The organism is Pedococcus sp. (assembly GCF_036000045.1).
In the GTDB taxonomy this organism is placed as follows: domain Bacteria; phylum Actinomycetota; class Actinomycetes; order Actinomycetales; family Dermatophilaceae; genus Pedococcus.
Genome location: NZ_DASYGF010000012.1, coordinates 1 through 24,118 on the forward strand (window position 1 = coordinate 1; position 24,118 = coordinate 24,118).

The window sequence follows — 24,118 nt, forward strand, 5'->3', positions numbered from 1 at the left end:
TTCGGCTGTCATAGCGAAGGGGAAACGCCCGGCTCCATTCCGAACCCGGAAGCTAAGCCCTTCAGCGCCGATGGTACTGCACTGGTTACGGTGTGGGAGAGTAGGACGCAGCCGGACATACTTTCAAAAGGGCCTTCCCACTCGGGAAGGCCCTTTTGCTTTGTCCCGTGGACCTGTCCGGCCGTCGGAGGGCCCTCGAGGCGCGAGCCGAGGGCCAGTCCGTAGACTTCGAGTGAGATCAGCACAGCGAGGAGAGTTTCGTGCCCCAGAACCAGTCAGGCCGTGGCGGTGACGACCGACGACAGCCCGGCGGCGGAAGCGGTCGAGGCAGCGCCGGCGGCGGTGGTAGCGCCGGGGGTCGTGGTTCGCGTTCCGCGGGTCCGTCGCGCCGTGGCTCAGGTGACGCAGGCCCCGCCACCGGGGGTGCGGGCCGTACCGGTGCGGGCCGTACCGGTGCAGGTCGCAGCAGTGCGACCAGGGGCGGCGCCTCACGTGGCGCCGACGCTGGCACTGATCGTCAAGGCGGTCCTCGCTTGGCGCCGAAGAAGCCCAAGCTGCCCGAGCCGCGTATCCCGGACGGCGTCACCGGCAAGGAGCTCGACCGTTCGGTCCACCAGCAGCTGAGGACGTTGAGCAAGGAGAACGCCGAGGGAGTGGCTCAGCACCTCGTGATGGTGGCCGCGCTTCTCGACGCGGAGGACCTGGAGGGTGCCGAGGCGCACGCCGAGACCGCAGTGCGCCGGGCCGGTCGGGTTCCTGCCACGCGTGAGGCGCTGGGTCTGGTGGCCTACCGCAAGGGCGAGTGGGCGCGGGCGCTGAGCGAGTTCCGCACGGTGCGCCGGTTGAGCGGCTCGTCGCACCTGCTGGCCCTCATGGTCGACTGCGAACGTGGCCTGGGACGACCCGAACGCGCGCTCGAGCTGGCCAGCTCCCCGGAGATCCGGACCCTGGCCGTCGAGGACCGCGTAGAGCTGGCCATCGTTGTCTCCGGTATCCGCCGAGACCTGGGGCAGCCGGAGGCCGCGCGTCAGTCGTTGGAGATTCCCCAGCTCAAGGGCACCGCACGCAAGCCCTGGTCCGCCCGCCTCGCCTACGCCTACGCCGAGGCGCTGCTGGCTCTAGGTCATGAGGACGAGGCTCGCGACTGGTTCGCGCGGGCGGCCGCGGTCGACGAGGAGCTGGAGACCGACGCCTCCGAGCGTCTCGCGGAGCTCGACGGCATCGCCTTCACCGACCTGCTCGACGGCGAGGACGAGGCTCTCGACGAGGGACAGGATCGCTCGTAGCCGTGGCCGGTTCCCTGGTCGGGCGCTATGCGGCGGTGGTGTGCGACCTCGACGGTGTGGTCTACCGCGGACCGGAAGCGGTCGATCATGCGGTGGGCGCGCTCGGCGAGCTGACGGTGCCGGTCGTCTATGCCACCAACAACGCCTCGCGTCCCCCGGCCGAGGTGGCGGCTCACCTGAGCGACCTCGGCCTGCGGGTCACGGCGCACGAGGTGGTGACGAGCTCCCAGGCGGGGGCCGCCGAGCTTGCGGGGCGCCTCCCCGAGAGCGCGGTGGTGCTGGCAGTCGGGGGACCAGGGGTGCGCGAGGCACTCACGACGGCTGGCCTGCGGGTGGTGTTGCCTGCGGAGGTCAACGACGTGGACGAGACGCCGGTGAGCGGGGTGCTTCAAGGCTACGGCGCGACCGTGAGCGCCTCAGACCTCGCCGAGGCCGCGTATGCCGTGTCGGCCGGTGCCGTGTGGGTGGCCACGAACACTGACCGGACCTTGCCGACGCATCGGGGGACTGCTCCAGGCAACGGCACGCTTGTCGATGCCGTCGCGACCGCGACGGGCGCCGAGCCGACCGTGGTCGGCAAGCCGTATGCGCCGCTGTACCGCCTGTGCGCAGAGCGCCTCGGCATGGACGTGGCCGGGCTCCTCGCGGTGGGTGACCGGTTGGACACCGACATCGCCGGCGCGGTGGCCGCTGGGATGGACTCTGCCCTCGTGCTGACCGGGGTCGACTCCGTGACCACCCTGGCGCTCGCGGACGCGAGGATGCGCCCGACCTATCTGCTCGAGGACCTGCGCGACCTGGCGCAGGAGTACCACCCGGCAGAGACCGACTACTCCTGGTGGACCTGTGGCGGTGACCGCCGCCGGATCGTCGACGGTGCGTGGGAGGTCGCGTGCAAGGGCACTGACCTGGAGGCGGCCCGGGCAGGCGTGGCCGCGCTGCACGAGGGCCTTGACCTCGGTGAGCTCTCACCGGCCGACGTGCGCCGTCTGGTGTCGGAGATCGACCGCTGGCAGTAGCGTGGGCGCAGCCGGCCACCTCGGCCGTCCGGAGAGAAGGGACTGCCATGGCGTTCGAATCTGTGCGTAGCTACGTCCAGCTGGCGAGTGGTCTGGGTGAGCTGACCAAGGCGCGCGCTCTCGAGGTAGCGCAGGGCCTGCTTGCCCTGCCGGGCGCCGACGAGGTGACGCGCCGTGCGGTACATGCGTCCACGGTGGCCGACCAGCTTCTCGAGGCAGCTCGGGCGAACCGCGCCAGCCTGCTGACGCTGGTGCGCACTGAGATCGAGTCGGCGCTCCAGCGCGCAGACCTGGTCAAAGGTGCCGACCTCGAGGCCGCGCGTACCACCTTGAGTGCGCTGGCCGGCGAGGTCGCCGACCTGCGTTCCGCGCTCGCGGCGACGGGAGCCGCTGCCGTGGCGACCGCCGCGCGCACCCCGTTGGGTCGCAGCGTGCCACGGTCGGCCGCTGTCTCGACGATGGTGCAGGCGCCGGCACCGGTCGCCATGCCGGATCCGGCGAGCCCGACCGATGCAGCCGCGAAGGAGGCCACGGTCAACCGAGCCACCGCGAAGAAGGCAGTGACCAAGAGAGCAGTGACCAAAAAGGCAGTGACCAAGAGAGCGGTGGTCCGGAAGACCGCCGCGACGAAGGCGACCGCCACGAGGGCCACGAGGGCCACGAAGGCGACTGGCGCGAGCGCGACGGCCACGAAGACGGCTGCTGCAGCGAAGAAGTCCACGCCGCGGAAGACAGCGGCAAAGAAGACAACGGCAAAGAAGGGGACAGCCACGAAGACCACCGCAACAGGCACGACAGCTGCGAAGAGGACCACGGCCAAGAGGACCACGGCCAAGAGGACCGCGGCCAAGAAGGCGACAGCTCAGTGACCGACCAGCCCGTAGACCACCAGCCCGCCGACGAAGACCAGCCGTCGGAGAACGCGGACGAACCCCAGCAGCAGCGCACCAGCCTCGGTGAGCACGCCACCGGGGACATCATCATCGACGCCGCGCTCCAGGACCTGCAGAACGCTCCCCGCGACGACCTCGACCGTCAGCTCGAGGCCGGAGCGGCCGTGCACGCGACCTTGCAGGGACGGCTCGCGGACCTCGGCGGCGCGTGAGCGAGCTCGCCAGGCTCGACATCGAGCTGGTTCGTCGCGGCCTGGCCCGTTCGCGCGGCCATGCGCGCTCCCTGGTGGATGCCGGAGACGTGAGCGTCGCCGGGGTCGTGGCCGGCAAGGTGTCGACGCCCGTGGGGGCAGACGTGCCCATCACCGTGCGCGAGGAGGGCCCGCGGTGGGTGAGCCGCGCGGCATACAAGCTGGTGGGCGCGTTGGAGGCCTTCGGGCCGAAGGGGCTCGCGGTGACCGGGCGGCGCTGCCTGGACGTGGGGGCCTCGACCGGGGGGTTTACCCAGGTGCTGCTGCACCACGGTGCGGACCACGTGATCGCGCTCGATGTCGGGCACGGACAGCTGGTTCCCGAGCTGGCCGGCGACCCACGGGTCGAGGACCGTTCGCGGACCACCGTGCGTGGCCTGGCGCCCGAGGACCTCGGTGGGCGGGTGGAGCTGCTGGTGGCGGACCTCAGCTTCATCTCGTTGACGCTGGTGCTCCCCACGTTCCGGGCTCTGCTGCGCGACCAGGGGGATGCGGTGGTGCTGGTCAAACCGCAGTTCGAGGTCGGGCGCACCCGGCTGGGCAAGGGTGGCATCGTGCGTGCCCAGGGCGACCGGGCCTGGGCCATCACCGAGGTAGCGCGCTGCGCGATCGAGGCAGGGCTGCACCCACGCGCGCTGGCGCAGAGCCCGATCCTCGGTGGGGAGGGCAACGCCGAGTACCTGCTGTGGCTGGCCCCTCGTGCCGAAGAGTCGATGGGATGGGAGGCTGTGGTGAGAGCCGCCGACGAGATCAGCGCGCCATGACCCGCAACACCACCACAGCACCATGAGTGAGAGGGACGCAGCGTGAGCACAGGCACCGCCCGTCGCACGATCCTGCTCGTCGCGCACCCGCGGCGCCAGGAGGCGGCGGATGTCGCCAAGAGTGTGGTCGAGCGACTGCGAGCGGCCGGGATAGACGTGCTGGTCCAACGGGACGAGGCGGCCGCCGTGAACCTGTCGAACCAGCTCGGCGTCACCCTCGTCGACGGTCCCAACCCCGCCGAGGGCTGTGAGCTCGTGTGCGTGCTCGGGGGGGACGGCACCATCCTGCGTGGCGCGGAGGTGTCCCGCGGCAGCGGGGCGCCGCTGCTCGGTGTCAACCTGGGGCACGTCGGGTTCCTCGCCGAAGCCGAACGTGAGGACATCGGCGCCACCGTGGAGCACATCGTCGCCCGCAGCTACACCGTCGAGGAGCGGATGACTCTCGAGGTGAACGCCCAGGTCAACGGCGACCCGGTGTACTCCAGCTGGGCGCTCAACGAGGTCACCGTCGAGAAGGCCAACCGCGAGCGCATGCTCGAGGTCGTGGCCGAGATCGACGGGCGACCGTTGACGACCTGGGGCTGCGACGGCGTGGTCGTCGCCACCCCGACGGGCTCGACGGCTTACGCCTTCTCGGCCGGTGGCCCCGTGGTCTGGCCAGCTGTCGAGGCGGTTCTCCTTGTCCCCATCAGCGCGCACGCGCTGTTCGCCCGCCCACTCGTGCTCGGGCCCGACTCCCACCTGGCCCTTGAGGTCGTGCCCGACACACTGGGCACCGGAGCGCTGTGGTGCGACGGTCGTCGCGCCGTCGACCTCCCACCCGGCGCGCGGGTCGAGGTGGTCCGGTCCGAGACGCCCGTCCGGCTGGCCCGGCTGACGACCTCGCCGTTCACCGACCGGCTCGTGGCCAAGTTCGACCTGTCCATCCACGGCTGGCGCGGCAAGGCCCGGCTGGAGGACGCGGCTCGGGCCGGCCAGGCGACAGCGACAGCGACAGCGACGGCCACGGCGCCGACGCGCGACTGAGCGCAGCCGGCTCCCCGTCGGCGTCGTGGGCGCGTGAGAGGGTGGGGCCGTGTTCCAGGAACTACGGATCCAGCGCCTCGGGGTGATCGATGAGGCGCTGTTGGAGCTGCACCCGGGCCTCAACGTCGTCACCGGCGAGACGGGCGCAGGCAAGACCATGGTGGTCACGGGGCTGGGGCTGCTGCTCGGCGCCCGAGCCGACGCCGGTCTGGTCCGTGCCGGTGAGGCGACCGCCGTCGTCGAGGGCATCGTCGACCTGCCTGCCGGCCACCCGGCGGCCCAGCGGGCTGCAGAGGCCGGCGCCGACCTGTCCGACGGGCTGGTCCTCGTCCGCTCGGTGTCGGCCGAGGGCCGCTCCCGCGCGCACGTCGGCGGCCGCAGTGCACCCGTCGGTGTCCTGGCCGAGCTCGGCGAGCACCTCGTGGCGGTGCACGGGCAGGCCGACCAGTGGCGGTTGCGGCAGGCGGACCAGCACCGCGCCATGCTCGACCACTTCGGCGGCCCGGACCTGCGACCGGCTCTGACGGCATACACCGAGGTGTTCGGCGCCCACGAGGCGGCCAGCCGCGAGCTGGCCGACCTGCGCGCACAGGCACTGGACCGTGCCCAGGAGATCGAGCTGCTCCAGCACGGTCTCGACCAGCTCGAGCAGATCGACCCCCAGCCCGGCGAGGACGCCGACCTGCGCACCGAGGACGAGCGCCTCGGTCACGCCGAGGGGCTGCGGGTTGCCGCGGCCGAGGCACACGACCACCTGGCCGGCGCGCAGGAGTATGCCGGTGAGGCGCCACCCAGTGCGATGGACGCCATCGCGGCGGCTCGCCATGCCCTCGCCGGGGAGGTCGACCACGACCCCGCGCTGCGCGAGCTCGACCGTCGGCTCGCCGATGTCGGCTACCTCATCGCCGATCTCTCGACCGACCTGGCTGCCTATGTGGGAGACACCGAGGTCGACCCGGCGCGCCTGGCCTGGGTGCAGCAACGCCGTGCCGACCTCGCTGGGCTGACTCGACGCTATGGCGAGACCGTCGACGACGTGCTCGCCTGGGGCCAGACGGCGGCGGCGCGCCTCGACACCCTGATGAGCTCCGACGGCCGCGTCGGCGAGCTGGAGCCGCGGGTGAGCGAGCTGGCGGCAGAGCTGCGCGAGCGCGCTGCTGTCCTGAGCGCCGCTCGCAGCGCCGCTGCCGCCGAGCTGGCTGCGGCCGTGACCGAGGAGCTGAGCCATCTCGCCATGGGCGACGCCCGCATCGAGGTCCGGGTCACCCCACGCGTGGCCGGCCCGGGTCGCCACGGCGCCGACGACGTGGAGATCCTGCTGGCCGCCAATGCGGGCAGCCCGGCGCGCACCGTCGCCAAGGCCGCCTCCGGTGGTGAGCTGTCACGTGTCATGCTCGCCCTCGAGGTGGTGACGGGCGCGGGAGGGGCGGTGGAGGTTCCCACCCTCGTGTTCGACGAGGTCGACGCGGGTGTGGGTGGGGCGGCCGCCCTCGATGTCGGTGCGAGGCTCGCGGCGCTGGCCCGCCATGCCCAGGTCCTGGTCGTGACGCACCTGCCTCAGGTCGCGGCATACGCAGACCGGCATCTGGTCGTGCGCAAGGCGAGCGACGGGCACATCACGTCCAGCGGGGTGCACGCGGTCGACGGCGAGGATCGCCTGCGCGAGCTCGCACGGATGATGGCCGGGGTCGACAGCGACACCGCGCTCGACCATGCCCGCGAGCTGGTCTCCGAGGCCGTGGCCCGGCGGTCGGCCACGGTCTCGTCGGGACGACGCTGAGCTCCGCGTGGGGGTCGCGGCCCGCGGTCACCCCCATGGGAGGATGGGCAGGATGCCTGTGAAACTGCCCCGTCAACGCGGCCGCGAACCCGAGACGCCGGGCGTCCGCGGGGTGGCCCGCGTCGATGCCCGCACCAAGAACCTCACCCGGCGCCTGCGCCCCGGCGAGATCGCCGTGATCGACCACCAGGACATCGACAGGGTCAGCGCCGAGGCGCTGGTGGCGTGCAAGCCGGCGGCGGTCGTCAACGCCGCGCTGTCGATCTCGGGCCGTTACCCGAACCTCGGCCCGGAGATCCTCGTCGAGGCCGGTATCCCGCTCGTCGACCACGTCGGCAAGGACGTCATGCACCAGGTGCACGACGGGCAGCTGCTGCGGATCGACGGTGACGAGGTGTGGCTGGGGGAGAGGGTGGTGGCCCAGGGGCAGGTCTTCGACCACGACGTCGTGCAGGCCGCCATGACCGAGGCCCGTGCCGGGCTGGCCGTGCAGCTCGAGGCGTTCGCTGCCAACACCATGGAGTACCTGCGGCGTGAGCGCGACCTGCTGCTCGATGGCGTCGGCGTTCCCGACATCCGGACGGACCTCGAAGGGCGGCACGCCCTGATCGTCGTGCGCGGCTACCACTACAAGGAGGACCTGCGGACGCTGCGCAGCTACATCCGCGAGTACCGTCCCGTGCTCATCGGCGTGGACGGCGGGGCTGATGCGCTGATCGAGACCGGGCTCAAGCCTGACCTGGTCGTCGGCGACATGGACTCGGTGAGCGATGCCGCCCTGCGCAGCGGAGCCGAGATCGTCGTGCATGCCTACCGCGACGGCAACGCCCCTGGACTCGATCGCGTCCGCAAGCTGGGCATCGAGCCCGTCGTCTTCCCGGCGACAGGCACCAGCGAGGACGTCGCGATGCTCCTGGCGGACGACAGGGGGGCGTCGCTGATCGTCGCCGTCGGCACGCACGCGACGCTCGTGGAGTTCCTCGACAAGGGTCGCAGCGGCATGGCGAGCACCTTCCTCACCCGGCTGCGCGTGGGGGGCAAGCTGGTCGACGCCAAAGGGGTCAGCCGGCTCTACCGCTCACGGATCTCCAACCTCTACCTCACGTTGATGCTCCTGGTCGGGCTCAGCGCGCTGTTCGCCGCCCTGTACTCCACGACCGGTGGTCGCACGTTCCTCCTGGTGCTCGGCGCCCGGTGGGACGACTTCTGGTCCTTCGTCGTAGGAATCGTCACGTGATCGACTTTCGCTACCACCTCGTCTCCATCGTCTCGATCTTCCTCGCGCTCGCCGTGGGCATCGTGCTGGGAGCCGGTCCGCTCAAGGAGGACATCGGCAACACCCTGACCTCCGAGGTCAAGAACCTGCGCGACGACAAGGCCGCACTGCGGAGCGAGCTCGACAGCGCGACCAAGGGCAACCAGGCCAGAGACGACTTCTCGGCGGCGAGCAACCGCATTCTGCTGAGCGGCCGGCTCAGCAACACGACCGTCAGCGTCATCGTGCTGCCCGGTGCCGAGGGCGGCCTGGTCAAGTCCACCACCGACTCCCTCACTGCGGCCGGTGCTCGGATCGGCTCGACGGTGACGGTTCAGGATGCCTGGGCCGACCCCGACAAGGCCACGTTCCGGGCTACCCTGGGTCAGCAGCTGGCCCTCCAGGTACAGGTGCCCCCCGACCAGACCACCGGAGAGGTCGTGGATGCGGTGCTGGCGCGCGCGGTCCTCGCTCACGGCAGCAGCGGCCCGGCGGCCAGCAACGGCGCGACCGCGGCGCTCCAAGGGCTGAGCACGGGCGACCTCATCCGCTACACGCCCGACCACATCAGCCCGGCGAGCCTCGCCGTGGTGGTCGCGGGACCGGTGACGGGCAGTGACGCGGCCGCCCGGGACGCTCGGGCACAGGCGTTCGCAGCTCTGGCCTCGGCCCTGGATACGGCGGGGTCGGGCGCCGTCCTCGTCGGGCCCACGGTCCCGGCGACGACCAAGGACGAGAGCTCCGTCATCACCGCGGCGCGCGCCGACGGCGACATCTCCAAGCACCTGTCCACCGTCGACGACGGCGATATCCCCATGGGGCAGGCCAGTGTCGTGCTCGGCCTCGTCGAGCAGCTGACGGGCAAGGCCGGTCAGTACGGCCTGGCCGGCGACGCGGGCGCCTCCTTCCCGCAGATGGCGACGAAGTAGGCCATGCGCGCACTCGCGTCCGGCGTCGTCGCAGGGGTGCTCGCCGCCGCGAGCCTGCGGCTGCTGCGTGCGAATCCGCCCGGGGGGGTCGCCCCGTGGGAGCGGACCAACCACGCCGGCCGCACGGTGACCCTGCTCGAAGGCCCCGCGTATGCCGCCGGCGCCCTGGGTGCCGCCGCGCTCCTCGGTGCGGGGCCCGGGCCGGTGCTGGCGGCGACGGCCGCGGCCGGGTTGGGCGCCCTCGACGACCACCGGGGCGACGCGGGCCGCAAGGGGCTCTACGGACACCTGTCGGCACTCGCGCGAGGCGAGGTGACGACGGGCGCCGTGAAGGTCATCGGGCTGGTGGCGAGTGGCATGGCGAGCGCCGTGCTCATCGACCGGGCCGGCCGGGAGCGAGACCGTACCGTCCTGGACACCCTCGTCGGGGGAGCGGTCGTCGCCGGCTCGGCGAACCTGCTCAACCTGCTCGACCTCCGGCCCGGTCGAGCCCTCAAAGCCACCGTGGCCCTGGGACTGATGGGGACGCGACCGAGGTGGACGCCCTCCTCGGGCGGGCGTGATGGCGGCGCCTCTACCGGCGCCTCTGCCATTGCCGCGGCTGCGGCGGTGGGCGCGGCCCTGGGCGTCCTGGCTCCCGACCTCGCGGGTGAGGCGATGCTCGGCGATACCGGCGCCAACGCCGCCGGAGCGCTCCTGGGCGCCGCTCTCGTGCAGCGGACCGGACGCGGGGGGCGCTGGGGCGCCCTCGCCGTACTGGCCGCCCTGACGCTGGCCTCGGAAAAGGTGTCGTTCACCAGGGTCATCGAGTCCACCCCGGTGCTGCGAGAGCTCGACGCCCTGGGCCGCCCGTGACCGCGAGGGCCGTCTCCACGTCGGTGGCCCGGGCCGCAGGCGTGATCGCGGTGGCCACGCTGCTCGCCCGGATCGCCGGTTTCGCGCGCACCCTGGTGTTCTCGGGCGGGGTCGGGAGCGCCGGCGTCGGCGACACCTACCAGACCGTCAACATGCTGCCCAACATCGTCTACGAGGTGGCTGCGGGCGGGGTGCTGGCCGCGGTCGCGGTGCCCCTCGTGGCCGGCCAGCTCGCCGTCGGCCGCGACCGTGAGGCGGACCAGGCCGCGTCGGCACTGCTGACGTGGGCCGTGACGGTCCTCGCGCCGTTGAGCGTGGTGCTCGCGCTGACAGCACCGTGGGTCAGCAGGGCCCTGCTCGGCGCCTCGGCGACCGCCGCCGAGACAGGCCTGGGCGCACGCATGCTCGTCCTGTTCGCGCCCCAGGTCCTGCTCTACGGCATCGGCATCGTCCTGACCGGTGTGCTCCAAGCGCGCCGCCGGTTCCTCGCGGCCGCCTTGGCCCCGCTGCTGTCCAGCCTGGTCGTGATCGGGGCCTACCTCGCGTATGCCGCGGTGACCGGCCCGGGCCGGTCGGCCGACTCGGTCCCCGCCGCCGCCGTGTGGGTCCTGGCCGGGGGGACCACCCTGGGCGTCGTCGTCCTCAGCCTGCCGCTGCTCGTGCCGGTGGCGCGGGCGGGTGTCCGGCTCCGGCCCACGCTGAGGTTCCCGACAGGACTGGCCCCGCGGGCCCGGTCACTGGCCTCGGCCGGGGTGCTGGCGCTGGTGTCCCAGCAGGCCGCCGTGTTCACGACGCTGTGGGTCACCCACCACCGCACGACGTCGGTGGGGGTGGTCAACGTCTTCACCTATGTGCAGGCCGTCTATCTCCTGCCGTATGCCGTGCTGGCCGTTCCTGTGGCCACCTCCGCCTTCCCCGCGCTGGCGCACTCCTCGGCCGCCGAGGCGAGCAGCGGCTTCGGTACAGCTGCGCGCGACACGCTGGCCCGTGCTCTGCAGGCCATCGTGCTGCTGACCGCGGGCGCGGCGGCAGTACTGATGGCCGTCTCCGCCCCGATGGGCTCCTTCTTCGAGGCTCTCGACCGGGGCGCGCACCGCGGTGGGGGTCCAGCACTAGCCGCGCTGCCGGGCGCGCTGTCGGCCTATGCACCCGGGGTCGTCGGCTTCGGCGTCACGGCGCTGCTGACGCGGGCCCTCTATGTCCGTGGCCGTCCCATCCACGCCGCGCTGGCCGTCGCCGCAGGCTGGCTCCTGGCGGCACTCGCCCCACTGGCGTTCGTGCCCTCACACGCCGGAGCGGGCACGGTCCTCGGCATCCTGGGCGTCGCGTCGACGCTGGGCATGACCCTCACCGCGCTCCTGTTGGTGACGCTCGTCCGGGGTGCCTGGGGAGAGCAGGCGCTGCAGGGCAGCGGACGGACGCTGAGGTCGGCGGTCGTGGCGATGGCGCTGGCCCTCGCCGTCGGTGACGTGATCGCGAGAGCCCTGGCCGCGACCTCCCTGTGGGGGTCGCTCGCGGTGGGCGTCCTCGTGGCCGTGGTGACGGCGACGGTCTACGGCGCGATGATGCTCGTTACCGACCGCGAGGGGTTCGCGGTCGTCCGCCGGCGCTCAAGCGGCGCACGCAAGGACGGCGCATGAGGGTCGTGCAGCTGGTCGGTCGCAGCACCGGTGGCATCGGCACCCAGGCCGCCGACCTGTCACAGGAGCTGCGGCGGCTCGGCGACGAGGTCGTCGTCGTGACCGACCCGGTGACCGCGAGCCGGTTCGACCTTCCCCACGCCCGGCTCTGGTGGCCCGGACGGGCCGCGGGCGCCGTGGGAAGCGCCCGCGGTCTCTGGCGGCTGCGCCGAGTGGCCGTAGCAGCCGACGTGCTCCACGCGCACGGTCATCAGGCCGGCCTGCTCGCGACGTTGGTGACCGTCGCGACGGGGACGCCGGTCGTGGTGAGCCTGCACAACGACCTCGTAGAGGTCGGCGGTGCGAGGGCCCTGGTCTCACGGTGGGCTCAGTGGTTCGTCGCCCATCGCGCGACACTGGTGACCGGGGCCAGCAGCGATCTGGTCGAGGCGGCCCGGCGCCACGGGGCGCGCCGGGTCCGGCTCGCCCCCGTTCCATCACCGCGGGTCCCTGAGCTGCTGGGGCGGCATACCCTCGATGCCGACGAACGGCGAGGCCAGGCCGCGGAGCTGTTGCGGGAGAACGGTGTCGACGCGCCGCCGGGCAGCCCGCTGGTGCTGACCATCGCCAGGATCGCGCCCCAGAAGGACCTGTGGACCCTCGTCGACGCGGCGACACCGAAGCGTCGCACGACTCCGGGGCAGGGGAGCGCAGGGTCGCCCAGCCCCGTGTGGGTGGTGGTCGGAGGAGGTGACGAGCCCCTGCAGGCCGCTCTCGTCGAGCGCGCCGCTGCGGTCGGGGCGTCGGTGCACTTCGTCGGACGGCGGCCGGATCCCGAGCGCTGGCTGCGCGCGGCCGAGGTGTTCGCGCTCTCCAGCCGGTGGGAGGCGCGGGCGTTGGTCGTGCAGGAGGCCATGGCTGCAGGCACACCCGTCGTGGGCACCGACGCCGGGGGACTGCGCGACCTCCTCGACGGGGCAGGGGTGCTGGTCCCCGCGGGCGACCCGGAGGCGCTGGCGCGTGCTGTGCACGCGGTGCTCGACGACCCCTTGCTGCGTGACCGGCTCTCAGCCCAAGGCCGCGAACGCGCCGCGACATGGGACGACAGCACCACCACGGCGCGTCGCTGGCACCAGTGGTACACCGCGCTGCCTTCCATGACGTAGGCTTGAATCCCGTGGTGGTGCAGACGAAACACATCTTCGTGACCGGGGGCGTTGCCTCTTCGCTCGGCAAGGGCCTGACGGCCTCAAGCCTCGGACATCTGCTGCGGGCGCGTGGTCTACGCGTCACCATGCAGAAGCTGGATCCCTATCTCAACGTGGACCCAGGCACCATGAACCCGTTCCAGCACGGCGAGGTCTTCGTGACCGAGGACGGCGCCGAGACCGACCTCGACATCGGCCACTACGAGCGCTTCCTGGACAGCAACCTCGTCGGCAAGTCCAACGTGACGACCGGCCAGGTCTACAACCAGGTCATCGCCAAGGAGCGGCGCGGCGAGTACCTCGGTGACACCGTGCAGGTGATCCCGCACATCACGAACGAGATCAAGGAGCGGATGCGGGCCCAGGCGGCCGGCGCTCCCGGGGTCGCCGCAGCCGAGGCCCCGGACATCATCATCACCGAGATCGGTGGCACGGTCGGCGACATCGAGTCGCTGCCGTTCCTCGAGGCCGCGCGTCAGGTCCGGCACGACGTCGGCCGCGACAACGTCTTCTTCCTGCACGTCTCGCTCGTCCCCTACCTCGCGCCCAGCGGCGAGCTCAAGACGAAGCCCACCCAGCACTCCGTGGCCGCCCTGCGCCAGGTCGGCATCCAGCCCGACGGTCTCGTGCTGCGGGCCGACCGGGAGATCCCGATCGGCATCAAGCGCAAGATCTCGTTGATGTGCGATGTCGAGACCGAGGCCTGTGCTGCCGCAGTCGACGCCCCCAGCATCTACGACATCCCCAAGGTGCTGCACAAGGAGGGCCTGGACGCCTACGTCATCCGACGCCTCGGGCTGAACTTCCGCGATGTGGACTGGCACGACTGGGACGAGCTGCTGCGGCGCGTGCACAGCCCCGAGCACACCGTCGAGATCGCGTTGGTGGGCAAGTACATCGACCTGCCCGACGCCTACCTCTCGGTGACCGAGGCCCTGCGCGCGGGCGGCTTCCACCATGACGCCAAGGTGGTCATCCGCTGGGTGGCCAGCGACGAGTGCCAGACCGAGGCCGGTGCCCAGAGGGCTCTCGGCGGAGTCGACGCCGTGCTGGTGCCGGGTGGCTTCGGCGTCCGCGGCATCGAGGGCAAGCTCGGAGCACTGAAGTGGGCCCGCGAGCACCGCGTGCCCACACTGGGGATCTGCCTCGGCCTGCAGTGCATGGTCATCGAGTACGCCCGCAACGTCGCCGGCATCACGGGTGCCAGCTCCACGGAGTTCGACCCCGAGACGCCCGCTCCGGTGATCGCCACGATGGAGGAGCAGAAGGCCTTCGTCGAGGGTGCAGGTGACCTCGGCGGCACCATGCGGCTGGGTTCCTACCCGGCCAAGCTCACCGAGGGGTCGGTCATCGCCGAGGCCTATGGCGCGGTCGCGGTCGACGAGCGCCACCGGCACCGCTACGAGGTCAACAACGGCTACCGCGGCGAGCTCGAGGAGGCGGGCCTGGTCTTCTCCGGCCTGTCCCCGGACAAGAATCTCGTCGAGTTCGTCGAGCTGCCCCGCGAGGTGCACCCCTACTACGTCTCGACTCAGGCGCACCCGGAGTTCAAGTCGCGCCCGCACCGCGCCCACCCGCTGTTCGCCGGCCTCGTCGAGGCCGCGATCGACGCCCAGCGGGCGGCCCGGCTCGTCGAGGTGGAGCGCCCCCGTCCCACCGCCGACGCGCACGTCTGACGAAGGCTGACGATGGCTGGCGAGGGGGCTGACGAGCGCACGAGCGAGCCCGCGGGTGAGCTCGCGGGTGAGCTCGCCGACCGGCACGAGGCGCGCCCGGTGCTGCACACCGAGACCGCCCTGCACGGCATGGTCTGGGACGTCGTGCGCGACCGGGTCGACCTCGGTGAGGCCGGGGTGGTCACCCGGGAGTACGTCCGTCACCCCGGCGCTGTCGCGGTAGCTGCCTTGGACGACCAGGACCGACTCTGTGTCATCCAGCAGTACCGCCACCCCGTGCGCGCCTTCGAGTGGGAGATCCCGGCGGGCCTGCTCGACGTCCACGGCGAGGCGCCGCACGTCGCGGCGGCACGGGAGCTGCACGAGGAGGCCGACCTCGTCGCCTCGACCTGGCACGTGCTGGCCGACTACGTGAGCTCGCCTGGCGGCCTCGACGAGGCGCTGCGGGTCTACCTCGCCCGGGACCTGGCCGACGTGCCGCATGCCGACCGGCACGAGCGCGACGGCGAGGAGCTCGGTATGCCGCTGCGCTGGGTGCCGCTCGAGGCGGTCCGTGACGCGGTGCTCGCGGGCCGTGTCCACAACCCCACGCTGACCATCGCGGCGCTCGCCGCCTTGGCGGCACGCGAGCTCGGATGGACGACCCTGCGTGCCCCCGATGCGCCGTGGCCGAGCCACCGTTCGTTCCGATCAGGCGGCTGACCTGGGCCTTTGCCCTCCGTCGCACGCGAAGTCCCGTAGCGCGGGGTTACCCTTGCGGGATGGACCACGAGAACCTCGGCCGTTCGTGAGCGCGTTCGGGACGGTGAGCACCACCGCATGCCCGTGCGGCAACGAGGCGGCGTATGCCGCCTGCTGCGAGCCGCTGCATCTGGGCGTCCGGGAGGCGCGGACGGCGGAGGAGCTGATGCGTTCGCGCTTTGCGGCATACGTCCGGCGCGACGAGCGCTATCTCATGCGCACCTGGCACCCACGGACGCGACCTGCCCAGATGCGGCTGGACGGTACGCCGAGCTGGCTGCGCCTGACGGTCCTGGCGACGGCGGACGGCCGGGACGACGACCGGACCGGCGAGGTCGAGTTCCAGGCCTTCCATGAAGGCGGGACGCTGTACGAGCGCAGCCGCTTCGTGCGCAGGGCCGGGCACTGGGTCTACGTCGACGGTGACCTGCTCGACTGAGGCCCGCGACCGGACCAGCACGACAGGACCAGCGCCACCGGACCAGCACGACAGGACGAGCGCAACAGAGGCTGAGCGACAGAGTTCGGGCGACAGAGTTCGGGCGACAGAGTCCGGGCGGCCAAACCGGTTCGGTCGCCGTGCTGGACAGTCCGTAGGATGGGCGGGCTCCTGCCACCCAGAGATCGAAGGACTTCCTGTGCTCCGCACCCACGAGGCCGGCACCCTGCGCGCCGACCACTCCGGTCAGACCGTCACGCTCACCGGCTGGGTGGCGCGGCGGCGTGATCACGGGGGCGTGGCCTTCCTCGACCTGCGGGACGCCAGCGGCGTGGCCCAGGTCGTCGTCCGGGACGAGGTGCTGGAGCAGGGCGGCGCGCACGACCTGCGCAACGAGTTCTGCGTGCTGGTGGTCGGCGAGGTGCGCACCCGCCCCGAGGGCAACGCGAACCCTGACCTGCCGACCGGCGAGATCGAGGTCGTCGCGAGCCGGCTCGAGGTGCTCAACCCGAGCGCGCCGCTGCCGTTCCAGATCGACGAGCGCGTCACGGTGGGCGAGGAGGCCAGACTCAAGTACCGGTACCTCGACCTGCGCCGTCCTGGTGCCTCGTCGGCAGGCGCAGCCCTGCGCCTGCGTTCGCGGGTCAACGCTGCGGCGCGCTCCGTCCTCGGCGCGCGCGACTTCGTCGAGATCGAGACGCCGACCCTGACCCGGTCGACGCCCGAAGGCGCTCGCGACTTCCTCGTCCCTGCCCGCCTGGCCCCGGGCTCCTGGTACGCCCTCCCGCAGAGCCCGCAGCTGTTCAAGCAGCTGCTGATGGTCGCCGGGATGGAGCGGTACTACCAGATCGCCCGCTGCTACCGCGACGAGGACTTCCGCGCCGACCGCCAGCCGGAGTTCACCCAGCTCGACATCGAGATGTCGTTCGTGGAGCAGGACGACATCATCGAGCTCGGCGAAGCTCTCCTGCGAGAGATCTGGGCGCTCATCGGCGTCGAGCTGCCCTCGTCGTTCCCGCGGATGAGCTATGCGGAGGCGATGGCTCGGTTCGGCTCCGACAAGCCGGACCTGAGGTTCGGCGCCGAGCTCGTCGACTGCACCGACTACTTCGCCGACACGCCCTTCCGGGTCTTCCAAGCCGAGTACGTGGGCGCTGTCGTCATGCCCGGCGGCGCGTCGCAACCGCGCAAGCAGCTCGACGCCTGGCAGGACTGGGCCAAGAGCCGCGGCGCCCGGGGGCTGGCCTACGTGCTGGTCAACGAAGGCACCGCGGACGGTTCCGTGGAGCTGTCCGGCCCCGTCGCCAAGAACCTGTCCGAGGCAGAGCGAGCAGGTCTCGCCGACCTGGTCGGGGCGAAGCCCGGCGACTGCGTGTTCTTCGCCGCCGGCCCGACGAAGTCGTCGCGCGCCCTGCTCGGCGCGGCCCGGCTGGAGATCGGGCGCCGGTGCGAGCTCATCGACGAGAGTGCCTGGGCCTTCCTCTGGGTCGTCGACGCGCCACTGTTCGAGCCGACCTCGGAAGCCGTGGCGGCCGGAGACGTGGCGGTGGGAGCCGGCGCGTGGACTGCCGTGCACCACGCGTTCACCTCGCCCAAGGTCGAGTTCCTCGACACCTTCGACACCGACCCCGGTTCGGCGCTCGCCTACGCCTACGACATCGTCTGCAACGGCAACGAGATCGGTGGCGGGTCCATCCGTATCCACCAAAGGGACGTCCAGGAACGCGTGTTCGCGGTGATGGGACTGTCGGAGGCCGACGCCCAGGAGAAGTTCGGCTTCCTGCTGGACGCGTTCGCGTTCGGCGCACCGCCGCACGGTGGCATCGCCCTCGGCTGGGACCGCATCGTGTCCCTGCTGGCGGGCACGGACTCGATCCGCGACGTCATCGCCTTCCCCAAGTCCGGTGGCGGCTACGACCCGCTGACCGCGGCTCCGGCGCCGATCACGGCGCAGCAGCGCAAGGAGGCCGGAGTCGACGCACAGCCGGCGGCTGCCTCCGACGCGCAGGACGGCATACCGGCTCCCGCTCAGGCCTCCACACAGGCCTGAGCCCAGCCACCCTGGCGTCGGGGTGCCCGCGCGAGGACACTCGGGCCATGGCGACCCTGCACATCGAGCACGCGATCACGGACTACGCCACGTGGAAGACAGCTTTCGACCGGTTCGCCGAACGCAGGGCCGCCGCGGGGGTCACGGCGGAACGGATCCACCAACCGGTCGAGGACCCCCGGTACGTGGTCCTGCAGCTCGACTTCGACTCGCCACAGCAGGCCACCGCCTTCCGCGGGTTCCTCGAGTCCCAGGTGTGGTCGACCCCGGCGAACTCCCCGGGCCTCGCAGGCAGTCCGCGTGCAGTGGTGCTGGTGGAACCGGCGGACGATAGCGAGAACTAGGTCGAGTCAGACGCCGTGCGGCCCGAGCTCGACCTCGGGCAGGAACTCGTGCTCGCGCGGCAGCCGCTCGTGCGAGCCGACCTTCAGCTCCACGAACAGCACGTGCGTATCGGTGTCGCCGATATTCTCTCCGCTGTGCACCTGCGCGGGGAGCCAGCTGACCTGACCAGCCGCGAGCTCGACGTCGCGCTCGAGGCCTGCCGAGCGCAGCCGGCGACGGAATGGCGTCAGCGAGTACATGACGCTGTCGGGATGGGCGTGCGGCGTGGTGCGGTCGCCCGGCTTGTCGCGGTACTCCAGGACGCGCACCTCGTCGTTCTCGAAGACGACCGTGTAGAGGCCGGGGTTGGTCGCGGCCGGATCGGGCTCGGTCACGGCGCGCCCCCCGCAGCCCTGTCCTGTGGCCCGCCCGCTGCCGCACCCGGCATACGTCCTTTCACGCGGACCCCGTCGACGGTCAGGTCGGTCCGCTCAGACCAGAAAGCCACGAGGTCTCGCACCCGCAGCGCGTCGTGGAGCGGGTCAGGATAGAACCATCCGATGTCTGCGCCACCCTCCAGCTCGGCGCTGAGGTAGCTCGCCCTACCCTTGTAAGCGCAGACGGAGTGGGTCTGTGACGGCGTCAGCAGGTCCATGCGCACGTCCTCTCTGGGCAGGTACCACCGCACCGGCAACGACGTCTCGTACAGCGCATGGGCGCGACGGGAGTCGGCCAGCACGGTGTCGCCGAGCCGCACCACGACATGCCGGTCGCTGCGCAGAACGTCGATCCGCTTGAAGGGGTCGTGGGCGTGACCCATGACCGGCTCGTTCTCCTCGGTCCACTCGAACCGCGCGAAGTCGAGGATGATCCGGCCTCCGAGCGCCGGGTCGTCCGGCCGGAACCCCACCTCCACCCCGGCGCAGGCACCCGACGTGGGCGCTAGCGCGGTGCCGGCGCAGGTATGCAGGGAGAAGTGCTGCGGACCCATGACCGGCGGCAGGTCGGGAGGCGGTGGCGCCGAGGCGAGCTCCTCGAGGCCGATCCGCAGGTCCCGCGCCGGGACCGCGTAGTGCGGCACGACCCGGCGGGGCTCCCACACGAGCAGCGCGTCCGTCGTGTCGAGCGCCGGTTCGCCATCGAGGGTGGCGAGCAGCCGTTTCGGCGTGCTCGCGTACCGCAGTTCCGCCAGGCCAGCTCGCCACTGGGCAGACAGGTCGATGGTCACCTGGCCAGCGTGCTCCCAACCGCAGGGGCGCGCAACGGCTGCCGTTGCTGCTGCCGTTGCTGGTCCTGCTGCGGAGGTTGTCGAACCTAGGCAGACGAGACGGCGCGCGCCAGCCGTCGGCTCGACCAGCGGTGGATGTCCCCGTACCCGAGCCCGGTGTAGACGCGCCGGGCGACGTCGTTGTCGGAGTACATCCCCAGGGTGCACACCCCGACCTCGGCGACCGCCTGCCGGGTGAGGTATGCCGTGACCGCCACTCCCAGCCCGGTGCCTCGCTGCGCCGGGTCAACCGTGATGCCCGAGAGGATCGGATAGCCGGCGTGGTTGGGTTCGCGGACGCCGCAAGCCACCAGCCGCCCGACCGCATCACGAACACCGACCCACGTCTGGTCCGGGGACTCGAAGGGCCGCGCATCCGTGCGTGGGTTGGCGCGCTCCAGTAGACCTTGGAGGTCCGGCAGGTCGGTCTCGGACAGGCTCACGAGCCGATCCTCCGCAGCGACCGCCGAAGGCTCGGCCGCGGCATACATCCACTCCCAGTCGTTGCCGTCGGCGAGGTCGAGGTGGGCCGCGACCCCGGGAAGGGCTGGCGCCGCGACCGTGACGCTGCCGACGTCATGGGGCAGCAGGTCCCTCGCGACGAGCTCGCCCACGAGGTGGTCGACCTCGGTGACCGGGCCCATGACGAGCAGCCCGAGGCGACGCAGCTGGCTGAGGCGGGGCACTGCCAGGGCGTCGCCGTAACCCCACCCAGGCTGCTCGAGCGCCGTCGGCAGGTCGTACCGGACGAACGCATCATCCGCCGAGTGGTCGAGGATCTCGGCGTGTGAGGTCAGGTGTTCCAGGGTCACTCGGTGATCCCGAATCGCGAGTGCCAGCGCCGCAACCCCGCTGGCGCCCACCAGTTCCAGTCGCCGAGCAGGGTCATGGTGGCAGGGACGAGCAGCATCCGGACCAGCGTCGCATCGAGGGCCACGGCGGTGGCCAGGCCGACACCCGTCTCCTTGATGGCCAGCAGCTGCCCGGCGACGAAACCGCTGAACACGATGACGACCAGCAGGGCCGCTGAGGTGATGATGCGCCCCGAACGCTGCAGGCCGAGCACCACCGCCTCGTCGTTGTCGTGGCCCTGTTCGTGCAGCTCGACGATGCGAGACAGCAGGAACACCTCATAGTCCATCGAGAGTCCGAAGCCGAACGAGAGCACCAGCAGTGGAATCGTGGACTCCACCGCACCCACGGAGGAGAAGTCCAGCAGTCCTTGCAGATGGCCCTGCTGGAACACCCACACGCTGACCCCCAGGGAGGCGCCGAGCGAGACGACGTTGAGCAGCAGCGCCTTGACCGGGATCACCACCGACCCCGTCATGAGGAACAACAGGATCAGCGTGGCGAGAGCCACCAGCGCGAACGCATAGGGCGCTCGCTGCCACATCGAGTCGATGAAGTCCTGGAGCCCGGAGGCGGACCCGGTGACGTAGGTCGTGAACCGTGGCCGTTCGGTCTTGAGCTGACGCACGAGCGCACGGGCAGGGTCGTCGAGCGGGCCACCAGGAGCGTCGAGGCGCACGACGCTCAGCCCGCTGCCAACCGAGGCCACCCCGGTGACAGCCACGCCGGGTGGAAGACGCAGGCCGGCGGCATACGCCTTCGTCTGGTCCAGGGAGGCCTTGGCCACGACGGTGACGTCCGGTGCCCCGAGGCGTGGGTAGTCGGTGGCGAGCCCGTCGAAGAACGTCCGGGTCGAGGAGCTCGTCGGCAGCAGGCCGGTCCCCGACGAGGTCAGCCGCAGGTCGAGGGCCGGCATGGCCAGGCCGAGCAGGGCCACCAGAACGATGACGATGATCGGTACCGGGTGACGGTGAACCCATTGCGCGAGACGTGAGAAGACCCCCTCCTCGGGTGCGATTTCCGTGCCACGCCGCAGCAGACGGCGGGCACCGACGACGCACAGCGCTGGGATGAGCGTCAGCGCGACGAGCATGGCAATGAGGACTACGGAGACTCCGGCCGCCCCGATCGCCTTCATCAGTGGGGCCTCGAAGACCAGCAGGCCACCCAGCGAGATCGCGACGGTCAGTCCCGAGAAGACCACGGTCCGACCGGCAGAGTCGACGGTGCGGGCCGCGGCGGCCCGGATCATCTCCCGGGTGATCTCGGCGGCGGGCAGGCCGCGGGCGCGCTGGCGGAGCTCCTCGCGGAAACGGCTCACGGTCAGGAGTCCGTAGTCGATGCACAAGCCCAGCCCCAGAACGGTGACGACGTTCACCGCGGTCGCGTCGAGGTCGATCAGGTACGAGAAGCCGAGCAGGGACGCCAGAGCGCCGGCGATGGACGCGACCGCGCCCACGATGGGCATCCCGGCCGCCACGAAGCCGCCGAAGACCACGATCATCACCAGGAAGCTCACCGGCAGGGCAATGCCTTCGCCGGTCCGCAGGTCGACCTGGAGCTGGCCCGTGATGGCGTCGATGAGGTCCTGCACCCCGCCGCCGGAGACCTGGGCACCCGGGGCGACGGTTCGGAGCGGGTCGAAGGCGTGCAGCACGGCTGCGGCGATGCGGCGGTAGGTGGCCCGATCGGGACTGCCCGCCAGGGTCACCACGGTCGCGAACCCGTTCGAGCTGGGCGATCCGTTCTCGAGCAACGCGGCGGCCGGTGGAGCGGACAGACCCCCCGGGACGACGTACGGCATGACGACCGAGGCCACCCCGGGGATGGCCTTGACCTGGTTCGCCACCTCGAGCGCAGCCTCACGCGTCTGCGTGGCGCCCAGGGCGACGCCGTCGACCCGGACGGTGTACGTCGACAGCTGCGAGCCGCCTGCTTTGGTGAGCAGGTCACGGCCGGTGCCGTTCTCACCCGAGACGCTCGGCTCCCCGGTGTGCAGCCGCGTGAAGAGGGAGTCGCCGCCGAACGCACCCGTGGCCACGCTGAACCCGGCCGCCACGAGCAGCACCCAGACGACGATGACGGTCTTGGGCCGGTGCGCGATGGCGATGCCCAGGCGGGAGAGTCCCGTTCGTGACCGGTCGCGGTGGGGGGCGTCGTGGCTGGGCGCGTGGGTCACGGGAGATAGCCTGCCAGTCGTGGGAACCAGTGCCGGCGATGACCTGTTCTCGGCGCAGTCGCGACCGACTTATGGCGCGGTAGCTCGCGGCGGCGAGAGCGGCGTGTCGACGGGGGCGTCCCTCCCGCCGCTCGCGGTGCGCATGCGGCCGGCGTCGCTGGACGAGGTCCGTGGCCAGGCGGACGTGCTGCGTCCGGGGAGCCCGCTGCGTCGGCTCGTCGAGGGGTCTGGTGGGGCTGCCGGCCCGGTGTCGGTCATCATCTGGGGCCCACCCGGCACGGGCAAGACCACGCTGGCCCACCTCGTGGCCACCGCGGCGGACCGTCGCTTCATCGAGCTGAGCGCGGTCACGGCAGGCGTCAAGGACGTTCGCGCGGTAATGGACCAGGCTGCTCGTGAGCGGGACCTGTATGACCGCCAGACCGTCCTGTTCCTCGACGAGATCCATCGCTTCACCAAGGCACAGCAGGACGCGCTACTGCCCGGGGTCGAGACCCGCCAGGTCATCCTGGTCGCGGCGACCACCGAGAACCCGTCGTTCTCCGTCATCGCGCCGCTGCTGTCCCGTTCGATGCTCATCACCCTCGCCCCGCTCAGCGACACCGAGGTGGCCGACGTGCTCGCCTCGGCGATCGCCGACGAGCGCGGTCTGGCCGGTGAGTACGCCCTGGCTGACGACGCGTCCGCGCACCTGGTCCGGCTCGCCGGGGGCGACGCCCGGCGTGCGCTGACCTCGCTGGAGGCGGCTGCGGGAGTGGCACAGGACGGCATACCGGTCGGGAAGGTGCTCGACGGGCCGGTCGAGATCACCTTGGCCCACACCGAGCAGGCGGTGGCCTTCGCGGCGGTGCGCTACGACAAGACCGGTGACCAGCACTACGACGTGGCTTCGGCGCTCATCAAGTCCATGCGGGGCTCCGATGTCGACGCGGCGCTGCACTATCTGGCGCGCATGCTCGAGGCGGGGGAGGACCCGCGCTTCATCGCGCGGCGGATCGTCATCGCCGCCAGCGAGGACGTGGGCATGGCCGACCCCACGGCCCTGCAGACGGCCGTCGCGGCCATGCACGCGGTCGCCCAGATCGGCATGCCGGAGGCACGGATCATCTTGGCCCAGGCCGTGGTCCACAACGCGCTCGCACCCAAGAGCAACGCGGCATACGTGGGGATCAACGAGGCGATCGCCGACGTGCGCGCGGGGCGTGGGGGAGCGGTGCCGCCGCACCTGCGGGGGAGCGGGTATGCCGGCGCCGCCCGGCTGGGCCACGGCGACGGGTACGTCTACGCACACACCGAGCCCGACGGGGTGGCGCAGCAGGCCTACCTGCCCGATGACCTGCAGGGTCGGACCGACTACTACCGCCCGACGGACCGCGGTTTCGAGGAGCGGCTGTCGGCACGGTGGACCTGGCTCAAGTCGCGCATCCGAGGGCGCACCGACGTGCAGTAGGGCTCGGAGGCGACTGATCTCAGCACGCACAGTTCGCGGTCATGCCAACACTGCACGTCGTTCCTCCGCAGGAGGACGGCCCGCCGGGCGACCATCCAGCTCGGCCAATAGCGTCTCGATCGTCCAGCGCACCCAGGCCGGCCGGAACATGACGTCGTGCCACGTGTACCGCAGCACCCGCCAGCCATAGATGGTCAGCTCGGTGTAGCGGCGACAGTCGCGCTCGAGCCCCGCGCGGGTCCCGTGGAACTCGAA

Annotated in this window: 22 protein-coding genes, 1 rRNA gene and 1 pseudogene; 19 read left to right on the forward strand and 5 right to left on the reverse strand. The window is 71.6% G+C overall.

Annotated features, from left to right (window positions below; genetic code table 11):
* The 18 genes from rrf (at position 1) to VGN50_RS01625 (ending at position 18,135) form a co-directional block, all read left to right on the forward strand.
* Positions 1-117, forward strand: a 5S ribosomal RNA gene (gene rrf / locus VGN50_RS01540).
* 416 nt (positions 118-533) lie between these two features.
* Positions 534-1,286 carry a hypothetical protein gene (locus VGN50_RS01545; RefSeq protein WP_327442875.1) on the forward strand — a complete coding sequence of 251 codons (753 nt, stop codon included), beginning with the start codon at positions 534-536 and terminating at the stop codon, positions 1,284-1,286.
* 2 nt (positions 1,287-1,288) lie between these two features.
* Positions 1,289-2,305, forward strand: coding sequence for an HAD-IIA family hydrolase (locus tag VGN50_RS01550; protein WP_327442876.1), 1,017 nt, complete (start codon positions 1,289-1,291; stop codon positions 2,303-2,305).
* Between the two features lie 47 nt (positions 2,306-2,352).
* On the forward strand, positions 2,353-3,174 hold the full coding sequence (locus tag VGN50_RS01555; RefSeq protein WP_327442877.1) for a hypothetical protein: 822 nt from the start codon (positions 2,353-2,355) through the stop codon (positions 3,172-3,174).
* Entirely contained in the window at positions 3,171-3,410 is a 240-nt protein-coding gene (locus VGN50_RS01560; protein WP_327442878.1) for a hypothetical protein, read from the forward strand. The genes VGN50_RS01555 and VGN50_RS01560 overlap by 4 nt, the downstream gene beginning before the upstream one ends.
* Complete coding sequence (locus VGN50_RS01565; RefSeq protein ID WP_327442879.1) at positions 3,407-4,213, forward strand: TlyA family RNA methyltransferase; 807 nt, start codon at positions 3,407-3,409, stop codon at positions 4,211-4,213. The genes VGN50_RS01560 and VGN50_RS01565 overlap by 4 nt, the downstream gene beginning before the upstream one ends.
* 42 nt (positions 4,214-4,255) lie before the next feature.
* Entirely contained in the window at positions 4,256-5,239 is a 984-nt protein-coding gene (locus VGN50_RS01570) for an NAD kinase (RefSeq protein ID WP_327442880.1), read from the forward strand.
* Positions 5,240-5,288: 49 nt separating this feature from the next.
* Positions 5,289-7,019 carry a DNA repair protein RecN gene (recN, locus tag VGN50_RS01575; protein ID WP_327442881.1) on the forward strand — a complete coding sequence of 577 codons (1,731 nt, stop codon included), beginning with the start codon at positions 5,289-5,291 and terminating at the stop codon, positions 7,017-7,019.
* 52 nt (positions 7,020-7,071) lie between these two features.
* Positions 7,072-8,256, forward strand: coding sequence for a putative cytokinetic ring protein SteA (steA, locus tag VGN50_RS01580; RefSeq protein ID WP_414694509.1), 1,185 nt, complete (start codon positions 7,072-7,074; stop codon positions 8,254-8,256).
* A complete protein-coding gene (locus tag VGN50_RS01585) occupies positions 8,253-9,203 on the forward strand; it encodes a copper transporter (RefSeq protein WP_327442883.1) in 951 nt (316 codons plus the stop codon). The genes steA and VGN50_RS01585 overlap by 4 nt, the downstream gene beginning before the upstream one ends.
* A gap of 3 nt (positions 9,204-9,206) precedes the next feature.
* A complete protein-coding gene (locus VGN50_RS01590) occupies positions 9,207-10,058 on the forward strand; it encodes a hypothetical protein (protein ID WP_327442884.1) in 852 nt (283 codons plus the stop codon).
* A complete protein-coding gene (locus tag VGN50_RS01595) occupies positions 10,055-11,698 on the forward strand; it encodes a lipid II flippase MurJ (protein WP_327442885.1) in 1,644 nt (547 codons plus the stop codon). Before VGN50_RS01590 ends, VGN50_RS01595 begins: the two co-directional genes overlap by 4 nt.
* A complete protein-coding gene (locus VGN50_RS01600) occupies positions 11,695-12,843 on the forward strand; it encodes a glycosyltransferase family 4 protein (protein ID WP_327442886.1) in 1,149 nt (382 codons plus the stop codon). Before VGN50_RS01595 ends, VGN50_RS01600 begins: the two co-directional genes overlap by 4 nt.
* A gap of 11 nt (positions 12,844-12,854) precedes the next feature.
* On the forward strand, positions 12,855-14,561 hold the full coding sequence (locus tag VGN50_RS01605) for a CTP synthase (protein WP_327442887.1): 1,707 nt from the start codon (positions 12,855-12,857) through the stop codon (positions 14,559-14,561).
* Between the two features lie 12 nt (positions 14,562-14,573).
* Positions 14,574-15,263: an NUDIX hydrolase gene (locus VGN50_RS01610; protein ID WP_327442888.1), complete on the forward strand. Its 690-nt coding sequence runs from the start codon at positions 14,574-14,576 to the stop codon at positions 15,261-15,263.
* 85 nt (positions 15,264-15,348) lie between these two features.
* Positions 15,349-15,741: a YchJ family protein gene (locus tag VGN50_RS01615; RefSeq protein ID WP_327442889.1), complete on the forward strand. Its 393-nt coding sequence runs from the start codon at positions 15,349-15,351 to the stop codon at positions 15,739-15,741.
* A 199-nt stretch (positions 15,742-15,940) separates the two neighbouring features.
* Positions 15,941-17,791 carry an aspartate--tRNA ligase gene (gene aspS, locus VGN50_RS01620; RefSeq protein ID WP_327442890.1) on the forward strand — a complete coding sequence of 617 codons (1,851 nt, stop codon included), beginning with the start codon at positions 15,941-15,943 and terminating at the stop codon, positions 17,789-17,791.
* Between the two features lie 47 nt (positions 17,792-17,838).
* Positions 17,839-18,135: a hypothetical protein gene (locus VGN50_RS01625; protein ID WP_327442891.1), complete on the forward strand. Its 297-nt coding sequence runs from the start codon at positions 17,839-17,841 to the stop codon at positions 18,133-18,135.
* A gap of 6 nt (positions 18,136-18,141) precedes the next feature.
* Here VGN50_RS01625 and VGN50_RS01630 read toward each other — a convergent pair whose 3' ends face one another.
* From VGN50_RS01630 to VGN50_RS01645, 4 genes are all read right to left on the reverse strand, one after another.
* Positions 18,142-18,510, reverse strand: coding sequence for a cytoplasmic protein (locus VGN50_RS01630; protein ID WP_327442892.1), 369 nt, complete (start codon positions 18,508-18,510; stop codon positions 18,142-18,144).
* Positions 18,507-19,343: a DUF427 domain-containing protein gene (locus tag VGN50_RS01635; RefSeq protein WP_327442893.1), complete on the reverse strand. Its 837-nt coding sequence runs from the start codon at positions 19,341-19,343 to the stop codon at positions 18,507-18,509. Before VGN50_RS01635 ends, VGN50_RS01630 begins: the two co-directional genes overlap by 4 nt.
* Before the next feature lie 86 nt (positions 19,344-19,429).
* Positions 19,430-20,194 carry a GNAT family N-acetyltransferase gene (locus VGN50_RS01640; protein WP_327442894.1) on the reverse strand — a complete coding sequence of 255 codons (765 nt, stop codon included), beginning with the start codon at positions 20,192-20,194 and terminating at the stop codon, positions 19,430-19,432.
* Entirely contained in the window at positions 20,191-22,413 is a 2,223-nt protein-coding gene (locus tag VGN50_RS01645) for an MMPL family transporter (RefSeq protein ID WP_327442895.1), read from the reverse strand. The genes VGN50_RS01640 and VGN50_RS01645 overlap by 4 nt, the downstream gene beginning before the upstream one ends.
* 142 nt (positions 22,414-22,555) lie before the next feature.
* On the opposite strand from VGN50_RS01645, the gene VGN50_RS01650 reads away from it, so the two are divergent.
* Entirely contained in the window at positions 22,556-23,863 is a 1,308-nt protein-coding gene (locus VGN50_RS01650) for a replication-associated recombination protein A (protein WP_414694511.1), read from the forward strand.
* A 39-nt stretch (positions 23,864-23,902) separates the two neighbouring features.
* Here VGN50_RS01650 and VGN50_RS01655 read toward each other — a convergent pair.
* A pseudogene (locus VGN50_RS01655) lies at positions 23,903-24,118 on the reverse strand (hypothetical protein); the annotation flags it as partial.